The following is a 10,966-nucleotide window of genomic DNA, read 5'->3' as shown; positions in this document are numbered from 1 at the left end:
CCAACTTTTGGAGGCAAATGAACGGAAAAAATTTCCCCCTATTCGACCGGAGGCAGACGAAGGGTCACGACGGTCCCCTGACCGGGTGCGGTCCGCAGGTCTACTGTCCCGCCCAGCGTCCCTGTCACCAAATTATGCACGATGTGCAGGCCCAGGCCCGCCGCACCGATATTGCGGCGGGTGGTGAAGAACGGGTTGAAGGCCTGCTCCCGCACCTCATCCCCCATACCCTGACCATTGTCGGTGACACGCAGCAGAATATCCGCCCCATCGGATTTCAGTTCCAGCCGGATTGTCGCGTCCTTCGCCTCATCGAACGCATGCATCACGGCATTCTGCACCAGATGCGTGACGCTACGGGCGATGGCGCCGGGCGACGCGCGGCGGAACAGCCCATCCTCCAGCGCGGTTTCAAGCCGGATGGGGCGCCCCCGCAGCAACAGTTCGATGCTGGGCAGAATTTCACGCAGATATTGCGCCACATCCAGGTCTTCCTGCTGCTCATCAGACTGGCTGACCGCCACCTGCTTGAAGCTCTGCACCAGATCGGCTGACCGGCGCAGATTGTTGACGACGGTGCGGGCCGTATCACCCACATCCTCGATGAACTCATCCAGGGTGGTGCGGGTCAGACGCTTGTCGGCGATCTGGCCGATCAGGTCCGTGACCTTCTCCTCCATGAAGCTGGCGCCCGTCAGCGCCACACCAAGCGGCGTGTTGATCTCATGCGCGACACCAGCCACCAGACCACCCAGCGAGGCCAGCTTTTCCTTTTGGACCAGCTGCGCCTGGGTGGCCCGCAACTCGGCCAACGACTGTTCCAGGGCGGCGGATCGGCGGGCCAGATCGGCGGTGCGGTCTGACACGACCTGTTCGAGGCGGGCATTATATTCCTGCAAGGCGGTGCGGGCGCGGTCCAGCTCATCGAACAGGCGGGCATTGGCGATGGCGATGGCTGCCTGCGCCGCCAACACGCGCAGAAGCTCCACCCGGTCCGCCGTGAAGGCGCCTGCCGTCAGGTCGTTTTCCAGGTACAGAACCCCAATGCACCGCCCCTGATGCACCACCGGCACGCCCAGCACCGACACCGCACCCGCCCGTTCCCAGCGCCGATGGCTGGGGAACCGGGTCTGCACCCGCGCATCTTCGATCAGCACGGTTTCCAGCGTCCGCTCCACATAGAGCAGCAGCGGTTCCGGCAGCCGCACACCGACCGCCACCGGCCCCTCCTCCGCATGCCCATCCCCCAGGCAGCGTTCGGCGGCCAGGATACGGCCCTGATCCTGGGTCAGGGTCAGCGCCGCATAGCGGGCACCGGCATTCTCCATGGCCAGATCAAGCACCCGGCCCGTCAGCCGGTGCAACACAAGCTCGCCCGCGATAGCCTGCCCCGTCTTGGTGACGGTGGACACATCCAGCGCCTGCTGCCCAACGGCCTCGTCTCCTCCGCCCTCCGCAGACAGCCCTTCCAGCGCGTCGGGGAACTCCCCGGCCAACTGTGCCGCCTTGCCAAGGGCACCATAGCGGCGATAAAGCAGCCAGGCTTCGCGCATCTGCGACGCTGCCTGCCGTTCGCGGCCAAGGCGCAGCAAGGCACGGCCATGCCGTTCGGCGGCCAGGGCGGCATCCCCCACGAACCCTTCCGCCAGGGCCAGATCGACGGCATCCGCGAAACCAGCGACCGGCTTGGCCGACACCCCATGCTTTTCCTGTATCAGCGTCGCCAGTTCCGCTTCCAGAAGACGGACACGGTGGGCATGGTTCATGGGCGCGTGCCGCGTCCAGCGCCGCAGCAGTTTCAGGTTGGTCCTGACCCGTTTCAGGGCCGCCGACTTGTCCAGCCAGCTGGCACCACTGGCCAGACCATCCAGCAGGGCCAGCGCCTCATACCAGTGAAATGGGGCCACCCAGGCCGACCCCAGGACGGAGCGCAAGTCGGGCCGCACCTCCGCCGCCAGGGTGCGTGCCAGATCCGCCCTGTCGAAGACCAGCAGGGCATAAAGCTGTCGGATCTTGAAAGCCACCTCGCCTGTACGGCTGTCGGCGGTCCCCTCATAGGCCAGAATTTCACTCAAGCCCCCGAGTTCGGGCCGCCGCAGCCGTTCGATCAGCAGCAGCGGATTGCGTGCCGTCTCCGCGATCAGACGCAGATTGCGGCGCATGGCAAAGGCCATGGCCGCCTGCGTGGATTTCAGCTCCATCTCCAGGCTGGTGCGGCTGACGGTATGACAGGTCATCTCCGCCATGGCGCACAGGCCGGCCCGGTCGTAGAAGCCGTTGGCCAGAAGGTCCTTTGACACCTCGCCCGCAAGCACCGCCATGTCGCGCACCGGCGCTGTCCAATGCTGGACCACCACCACATGGTTGGGTACATGTACCACGGTGCCGAACCGCTCCCCCAACCGCATGGCCACCTCGCCAAGGCGGCTGCCGCGCGCAATATCGTTCAGCGCGCCGATGAAGATGACGGCACTGCCCGTAAAGCAGTTGGTGGCATGCGCCGTCATCCCATGTTTCAGCGACAGCAGCACGCCCGTCAGCGACAGGATGGGCAGCAGGGGCGAGGCCAGGGAATAGGCGGTGCGGATGGCGGATGCCAGCAGGCGCATCACCTGCAACATGCGCGGATCATCCATGGAAGGCAGGGCCGCCAGCTTATCCGCACCGCGCCGGCCCATCCGCCAGAGCAGCGCGGCGATCAGGCGCAGCGTATCGCGTTTGGCATTGTCCGCCGACAGCGCCAAATCCAGAAGCCGCAAGCCCTGGATGGCCGCCGTCAGCGCCTCGTTGAAACTGTTACGCGCCTCATTGGCCAGCACCACCAGTTCACACAGCTCCGCCCGGCGCAGATTGTCGGGCGCCATGCTCTCCAACTGGGCCCGAAGCGCTTCGAAGCCCTCAAAATCCTGGGCCAGATAGGCGCCTTCCGCCGCATCCATCCACAGGCGCCAGCGCGCATCGGCATCACCGTCGGGCAGTTGCGCCATGGCCATGCGGAACAGGCCGTGGGAAATATCGAACGCGGCCGACGCCCGGGCCTTGATGGCGGCACCGTAGTTCAGCAGCGCCAGCCCCCGCCGCTCCTCCCCCTGGGTGATCAGGTCGCTGCCCAGGTTCAGATGGCGCACCACCTCGAACGGCAGGCGGACGGCCAGTGCCGCATCGTCGCGTAGCCGCCGTCCCAGTTCCAGATGCACCCGCGCCCGTTCAGCCTCCGGTGTCAGCAGATATGCGGCCTTGTGCAACCGGTCGTGGGTGAACCGGTAGATGCTGGCCGCCCCGCCCTCATCCTCCACCAGCACGCAATAGCCATCGTGCAGCGCCGGCTCCAGCCTTGTCAGGCACAGTTCCGTCGACAGCCGGCAGATAGTGGCCAGCAGGCCCAGTTCAAACCGGTTGCCGATACAGGCGGCCAGCCGCAGCACATCCTGCGTCTGGTCGGGCAGAAGGCCCAGTCTTGCTGCCAGCAGGTCGGCCACATCGTCCGGCAGGCTGGCCCGTTCCACCGCCGCCACATCCCCGCGCCAGCACCCGGCCTGCGCGTCAAAGCGGATGACATGGGCGGCGGCCAGCGCCGTCAGCAACTGTCCCAGAAAGAACGGGTTCCCCCCACTCTTGGCGGTCAGCAGGGTCGCCAACTGCCCCACCTCTGCATCGTCACTGCCCAGCGCCTCGGCCAGCCAGGCGCGGACATGGTCGGTGCCCAGCGGCTGTGGCACAATGGTGGTGACATTTATGCTGTGCCCGACCAGATCCAGCATGCGGGTCAGCGGATGGCCGCCATCCACCTCCTGGTCCCGGAAGGCCCCGATCACCAGCAGGTGATGGGCCTCCGGATCGACCAGCAGGCTTTCCAACAGCTTCAGGGAGGCCACATCGGCCCATTGCAGATCGTCCAGGAACAGGACCAGCGGATGCTCCGCCCCGGCAAATTCCAGAAGGAAGGCCGATACCGTCTGCTGAAACCGGTTCTGCGCCTGGATGGGCGGCAGCGGCAGCGGCGCCGCTTGCGGCCCTAGCACCAGTTCCAGTTCCGGCAACGCCTGCGCCAGCACCCCGGCATTGCGACCCAGCGCGCGGGACAGCCGTGCCGCCCAATGGGCCAGCACCTCTGGCGGTTCAGTCAGCACCTGTTTAACCAGATCGCGCAACGGCTGGATCAGGGCCAGGAACGGTACATCCCGGCGCAGCTGGTCGAACTTGCCCTCCGCATAATATCCGCGTCGCGCCGTCAGGGGCCGCTGCACCTCGCGCACCAGGACCGATTTACCGATACCCGACCCGCCGGCCACGGCCAGCAATTCAACATCCCCCTCACAGGTCCGCTCGAACGCGCCGACCAGTTGCCCCACCTCCTGGTCGCGCCCGAACAGGCGCTGCGGCAGGACCAGTTGTCGCGGGCGGTCGCCGCGCGCCGGTTGAAACCGAATGATCCGTCCCGTGGCCCGCCATTCCAGCATGGCGGTGGCCAAGTCCGATTTCAGGGTGGCGGCCTGCTGGTACCGCTGCTCCGCCGCCTTGGCCAGCAGGCGCATGACCAGATCGGCCAGCGGCTCGGCAAGGTCGGGGCGCAGGTCGCGGATGGGCCGTGGCTCCCGCGCGATATGGCAATGGACCCAGCCGACCGCATCGCCGGCATTGAAGGGCAACTGCCCCGTCAGCATCTCGTAATAACAAAGACCCAACGAATAGAGATCGCTGCGGTAATCGACGACGCGGTTCATGCGCCCCGTCTGTTCGGGCGACAGATAGCGCAGGTCCCCATCCAACCGCCCGGCCCCCAGGCCCAGCGCCGCCTCATTGGGGACCAGGGAGGCGCGGCAGAAATTGCCAAGCCGAACAGACCCGTCGGCATCCGCCACCCAGAAACTGGCGGGCCGAATGTCGCGATGGACCATGTCGCTGGCATGCACCTCCTCCACCGCGACAGCCATGTCATGGGCCAGCGGCAGAAACCGCTCCAGCGGCATGCCACCCACGGGTATCAGATCGCTGAGGCAGGTCTCCGACCGGTCAGCCAGCACCAGGGTCGGCCCATGCGCAGACTCTGTCAGGGCCAGAACCGCATCAATGCGGGCCGACCCGAACCGGGCCAGCATGTCATGTTCACGATGGATGGCGGCAATATCGCGGGCTTGACGCAGGGCCGGCACCCGCACCCGCACAGGCTGGCTGTCAGCACCATAGGTGCCGCGGAACAGGATGGTGCGCGTATCGCGCTGTATCTCGTCCGACAGTTTCAGCGGCGATTCCGACGGCGCCATGCCCGTTCCACCCCGACCTTATCCCGGTCTGTCATATCATTGGATGTATCAGAACATGACATGTCACAGGTTGCAAGACAGGATGGCATAGCCCGCTATCAAGGAAGGAACGGGTCAAGTTTTACCCATCCCAGATTTTGCAAAAAACTTTTCCAGTTGACGCTTCACTTCCCGCACATCCCCGCTGGAATAGCCGTACAGTGCCTCCAGCCGCAGCGCGTCATCCAAAGTGCGTCCCGCGACTTCCAGGATGGTCTCCTTGGCCGACCGGATGGCCACCTGGCTTTTGCTGGCGATGCGGCCCGCCAGTTCCATCGCTGTGGGCAGCAGCATCTCCGCAGCCACCACGTGGCTGACCAAGCCCATGGACAGTGCCTCTGCCGCTGTCACATCGCGGCCCGTCAGGACGATATCCATGGTCCGCGCCACCCCGATGCTCTGCACCATGCGCACGATGCCGCCATCGCCATGGTGAAAACCGCGATGGATCTCATAGGACCCGAACTTCGCCCCCTCCGCCGCAAGGCGGATATCGCAGGCCAGCGCCAGTTCGAACCCGCCCGCCAGCGCCCAGCCATTGACGGCCCCTATCACCGGCTTGGCCAGACGGTGCTGTCCCCGCGTAATGCCGCCCAGACCCGTTGGCACGTTGGCGCGCACCGCCAGCATGTCACCATCCAGGAATTGCGGGATATAGTCAGCCAGATCGGCCCCCGCACAGAAGGCCCTGCCCGCCCCCGTCAGCACCGCGACGTCCAGCCCGTCATCACGGGCAAACTGTTCCCATACCGTGTGCAGTTCGGCGTTCAGCGCCCGGTCGATGGCGTTCTGCGCCTCTGGCCGGTTCAGGGTGATCAAGGCCACCCGCCCCTCCCGCTCAAACCGCAGCTTCTCGAAGGTCATGGCGATGATCTTCCGTAGGTCAGATGGATGGGGGCAGCGTAGCCCGCTTCGCCGTACCCCGCCATAGGCCCGTGCGGAGGCTGAGCGGGCTGATCCAGAACCGGCGCTTGGCCAGCCGCCGGATCTTCGCATCCCCCAATACTGTCTCCAAAATCCGGTCCTGCCGCTCCTGCAGGCCAAGGCTCTTATCCCGCGCCAACCGCCAGCGTTTCAGATCGCCTGGCGTAGTGCAGAGCATACGCTCGCCCACGACAAAGATGGGCCGCCAGCGGAACCGCCGGGCGAAACGCGACCCGAACAGGGCCGAGCGCATGCCATAGCCGGTGAAGGCCTCCTTCACCTCATCCCACAGCGATTTCTGGTTCTTCTGCACCCGCCCATCGTTCAGCACGATGCTGGACAGGTTCCAATCATGATAGAACATGTCCTTACCCACGGCATTGCGCGCCAGATATTCGTCATAGAGCAGGCTGCCCTTCTGGGCGATCAAGTTGGCCGAGTAATGGTAATCGCAGACGACGCCGCAGGCCCCGGTGCCGGAAAAATCCGTCCGTTCCCCCTGCGGCGGGGAGATGAACAGGCCGACGACATAGATGCCCTGGCTGTTCAGCCGCTTATAGACATCCGAATACATGCCGACCACATCCGACGCCCGCACCCCCTTGCGGTGGGATTTCAGCCAGGCCGGGTCCAGGCTCTCGATCCCCATCATGCAGAAGCGCAGGCCGGCCTTGGCGGCCAGCACCTCGAACCCCGGCGTCTTTGTGACCGTATCGCCGCGCAGGAAACTGCCCCAACGCATGTCCAGCCCCCGCTCCACCATACCTTCCAGCAGCTTGATCGTATGCCGGTGGTCGCCGCCGAAATTATCGTCGGTGAAGATAAACTCCCGCACCCCCTTCGCATGCAGGGCGGTCAGTTCCTCCAGCACGCGGTCCACCGACTTGTAGCGCTGCTTGTAATCCCAGAACTTGTTGATATTGCAGAAGTCGCAACGCTGCGGACAGCCACGCGAAATCTCCACCGCCGCCGCGAAACCCTCGCTCATTCCCATGCCATAGGGGGCAAAATCAAACCGGCTCCAATCCGGCACCGGTGCCTTGTTGATGTCGATAAGGGGAAGTTGCGCGTTAGATTTCCGCGCCTCCCCATCGGCACTCTTCCACCACAGGTTCGGCACGTCGGACAGATCCACCTGCCAGCCCGTCAAATGCTGGATCAGGCGGCGGAAGGGGATCTCCCCTTCCTTCACCACGATATAGTCAGCACCCAGTGACAGCCAGCGTTCGGGCCAGGCGCTGGCATGGTTGCCACCCAGGATGATCTTGACCTTGGGATTCAGTTCGCGCGCCAGACGTATGGTCAGTTCCGTATCCATGGCCTTCAACGCCGTCATCACACTGATACAGATGATGTCAGGCTTGGCCAACCGGCGCTTATAGGCGGCGAAGGTCTCGCGCGCCACATAGCCGTCGAAAATCTCGTAATCGATGGACAGGTCGGCGATAGAGGAAACCAGGATGGGATACACGGCACTGGGCATCTTCACCATCTCGCCCAGCGTATCAACGGGGATGGGCCAGCTATCGACCAGGGTCTTGGGATGCAGGAACAGGATGTCCAGTGTCCTGGGACTGACCGGCGGCGTCGGGTCGGGTCCCCAGAAGGCGGCGGCCCGTTCCTCACCGGCCAGTTTGCTGATCCCCTCCATGCACGCCCCCGTTAACCCTGTTTTCCAATATGGAAGCCAGTACAACCGTGACCGGTCGCTCCGTCAAGGCGGTAGGGTCATATGGCCTTTGCCTTATGGGCAAAAAGGGCCAAACGATCCCCTGACGGAACCACTTGACCCGGAGGGGGCAGTCGGGCCAGATCATGCCGACACCCATGCGGGAGAGCGCGGATAAAGCCGCCGCCGAAGGAGCAACCGCCCCGGAATCTCTCAGGCACCCGAACCGCATGGGGCCGATGACATCCGAAGAGTGGACGGGATGGTCAAGCCACCCCGCCCCGCCGAAGGAGAAAGCCATCGGTGCATACCGCACCAATGGCGAAACTCTCAGGCCCAGATACGGATGGGGCATGCACCAACCACCCCGGCGGTGGGATAAGGAAAGCCATGCCCGTGATCTGTTCCACACACCACCCCGCCGATGCGGCTGGGGTCCCACTTTCCAAAGCGAATGCCACTAATCTATGCTGTGCATGCCAAAAGCAGTTTGGCGGACAAGATGCGGCTAATCAGGAACGTGTGACAGAATGAGCGTCGATGTATTGCACACCTCGCTAACCTCACGAGATCTTGTCTCGCCGGCTTTCTGGTTGGAACACAACCCCAGCTTACATGTCGTGGATGTTGATTTTCTGAACGCTAACCGTCCGTTCAATATCAACCCCGAATTGGCACAGCGGGCGCGCGACCTCGTCCTGCGTGAAGGGTATTTTCATCTGCCTGGCCCCATTCCATGGGAGTTGCCCATAGGCGCCATGTGCGACGCGGTCGGCAGGCTGAAGAATGCCGGGCTATCACCGGTCTTTGCCTATACCTATGACGAATTCTGGCTGATCTTCGGCAAGCTGCATCACCTGATACGGTCGATCCTTGGTGATGATTACCTGCTGTTGCCCGATTTCTGGGCCTGGCATGTCGATCCGCAGGCGGGTGAAGCAGGGTGGTCACCGCATCGGGACAAAGGGCGTAAATCCCTGTTCCCCGACGGAACGCCTAAGAGCCTTACCATCTGGCTGCCCTTGTCAAACGCAAATCCACTGAATGGCTGTATGTATGTACTGCCGGCAGATCGCGACAAGACCTACAACACTGAAAATGAATACCAATGGGCACCGCACCTGCCTGACATCAGGGCGTTGCCGGCAACCGCCGGTGACATTTTCTGCTGGAACCAGGCAGTGCTGCATTGGGGTGCCCGCAGTTCACCTCGTTCGACAGAACCCCGTGTCAGCATCGCATTTGAGTTTCAGTTGGCGAAGGTGGATCCATTCAACAAGCCTTTGATGAAGCCGATGACCGTCCCGGCGATGGACAGCCGCATTTCGCTGATCTGCAAGCAGATACTGCAGTACAAGCATATGTACCCCCTGTCGCCAGAGCTTGAGACGCTGGCGATGGAACAACTCAAAACCATCTCCTGACGCGACCTTTTGCGTTCCTGTCAGCGTGCGCCGACCTGCTTGTTGTCGGGTCGCCTGGGCATGTACGCCTATTCTGGAATAATCTATCATGACCATCAGTGTCTTTGATCTGTTCAAAATCGGCGTCGGGCCCAGCAGCTCGCACACCATGGGCCCCATGACGGCCGCCTTCCGCTTCACCGCCCGGCTGGCCGAAACGGGCTGGCTGGCCCATACGGACCGTGTGAGCGTCACCCTCTACGCCTCGCTGGCCCTGACAGGTCGCGGCCATGCCACCGACAGCGCCACCATCACGGGACTGGCAGGATTTCAGCCAGCCAGCGTCGATCCCGATGCGGCGGAGGCCCTGGTCCGGTCGGTGACCGATAATCACCGCCTGCCCCTGGGCGGTGTGAAGGAGATTGCCTTCGATCCCGAACGCGATATCGAATGGCGGGGGTCAGAACGCCTGCCCTTCCATCCTAATGGCCTGCTACTGCGCGCCTTTGATACCGATGGCACACTGGTCGCAGCCCGCACGTATTATTCGATCGGCGGTGGCTTTGTCCTGGATGAGGATGAGGCACGGCAGAACCAGGGCGATGGCAACAGCGACGGCCCCACCCCGCCCCCGCATTATTACGAAACCGCCGACGGCCTGCTGTCCATCGCGGCGGCAACCGGCCTCTCGATCCCCGACATCATCCTGGCGAACGAATGCGCGACGAAGCCGGAAGCAGAGGTGCGCGCGGGCCTGGACGCCATCTGGGCCGCGATGGAGGCCTGCACCGACCGTGGCATGCGTCAGGACGGGTTCCTGCCGGGCGGGCTGAAGGTGAAGCGTCGGGCCGGGCGCCTGCACCGCGATCTGGTCGCGCGCCAGGAACGCATGCTGACCGATCCCCTATCGGTACTGGACTGGATCAACCTCTGGGCCCTGGCCGTGAATGAGGAAAATGCCGCCGGGGGCAAGGTGGTGACGGCCCCCACCAATGGTGCCGCGGGCGTGGTGCCGGCGGTCCTGCGCTATTACGACCGATTTTGCAATGGCAGCCGGGAGGGCCGCCATCGCTTCCTGCTGACCGCCGCGGCCATCGGCGGCCTGTACAAGCGTAATGCCAGCATCTCGGCGGCCGAAGTCGGGTGCCAGGGTGAAGTGGGCGTCGCCTGCTCCATGGCCGCGGGCGCCCTGGTCGCGGCCTTAGGTGGCACAGCGGCGCAGATCGAGAACGCCGCCGAGATCGGGATGGAGCATAATCTGGGCCTGACCTGTGACCCGATCGGCGGTCTGGTGCAGATCCCCTGCATCGAACGCAACGCCATGGGCGCCATCAAGGCTGTAGACGCCGCACGTCTGGCCATGATGGGCGACGGCTCCCACCATGTCTCACTGGACCGCGTTATCGAAACCATGCGCCGCACCGGAGCGGACATGAGCGATCATTATAAGGAAACCTCGCTGGGGGGCCTTGCCGTGAACGTCCCGGAATGCTGACTTTCCGAGCGGTTCCTGCTATGCTGGTCCCATCAAGGCCAGAGCCATGACCACATGAATTCGGAGCTGGTAGGCCATGCGCTCCTGAAACGCACATCGATTTTGTGTTTCACTTGGTTGCGTGGTGCGATGTTTGCGGCACTCGCATGGGCGTGGACACCCACACCGAAAC

5 protein-coding genes and 1 riboswitch are annotated in these 10,966 nt (G+C 63.8%); of the genes, 2 read left to right on the top strand and 3 right to left on the bottom strand.

Annotated features, from left to right (window positions below; all coding sequences use genetic code 11):
- Positions 1–38 precede the first annotated feature (38 nt).
- The 3 genes from C0V82_RS01610 to C0V82_RS01600 form a co-directional block, all read right to left on the bottom strand.
- The gene (locus C0V82_RS01610) at positions 39–5,264 is read right to left on the bottom strand and encodes a trifunctional serine/threonine-protein kinase/ATP-binding protein/sensor histidine kinase (RefSeq protein ID WP_102110837.1); all 5,226 of its coding nucleotides are present in this window, start codon (positions 5,262–5,264) and stop codon (positions 39–41) included.
- A gap of 114 nt (positions 5,265–5,378) precedes the next feature.
- Entirely contained in the window at positions 5,379–6,167 is a 789-nt protein-coding gene (locus C0V82_RS01605; protein ID WP_199772449.1) for an enoyl-CoA hydratase/isomerase family protein, read from the bottom strand.
- Positions 6,168–6,186: 19 nt separating this feature from the next.
- A complete protein-coding gene (locus C0V82_RS01600; protein WP_102110836.1) occupies positions 6,187–7,878 on the bottom strand; it encodes a B12-binding domain-containing radical SAM protein in 1,692 nt (563 codons plus the stop codon).
- Positions 7,879–8,047: 169 nt separating this feature from the next.
- Positions 8,048–8,135, top strand: a riboswitch (glycine riboswitch).
- A 291-nt stretch (positions 8,136–8,426) separates the two neighbouring features.
- On the opposite strand from C0V82_RS01600, the gene C0V82_RS01595 reads away from it, so the two are divergent.
- Together C0V82_RS01595 and C0V82_RS01590 are read left to right on the top strand one after the other, a co-directional pair.
- Positions 8,427–9,320 (top strand): phytanoyl-CoA dioxygenase family protein, encoded by an 894-nt coding sequence (locus C0V82_RS01595; protein WP_102110835.1) that lies wholly within the window; start codon positions 8,427–8,429, stop codon positions 9,318–9,320.
- 88 nt (positions 9,321–9,408) lie between these two features.
- On the top strand, positions 9,409–10,794 hold the full coding sequence (locus C0V82_RS01590; protein ID WP_102110834.1) for an L-serine ammonia-lyase: 1,386 nt from the start codon (positions 9,409–9,411) through the stop codon (positions 10,792–10,794).
- The last annotated feature ends 172 nt before the right edge of the window (positions 10,795–10,966 follow it).

Origin of the sequence: Niveispirillum cyanobacteriorum (assembly GCF_002868735.1) — a bacterium.
Taxonomy (GTDB): domain Bacteria; phylum Pseudomonadota; class Alphaproteobacteria; order Azospirillales; family Azospirillaceae; genus Niveispirillum; species Niveispirillum cyanobacteriorum.
The sequence above is the reverse complement of the archived record's forward strand: the minus strand, read 5'-3'. Positions and strand labels throughout refer to the sequence as shown.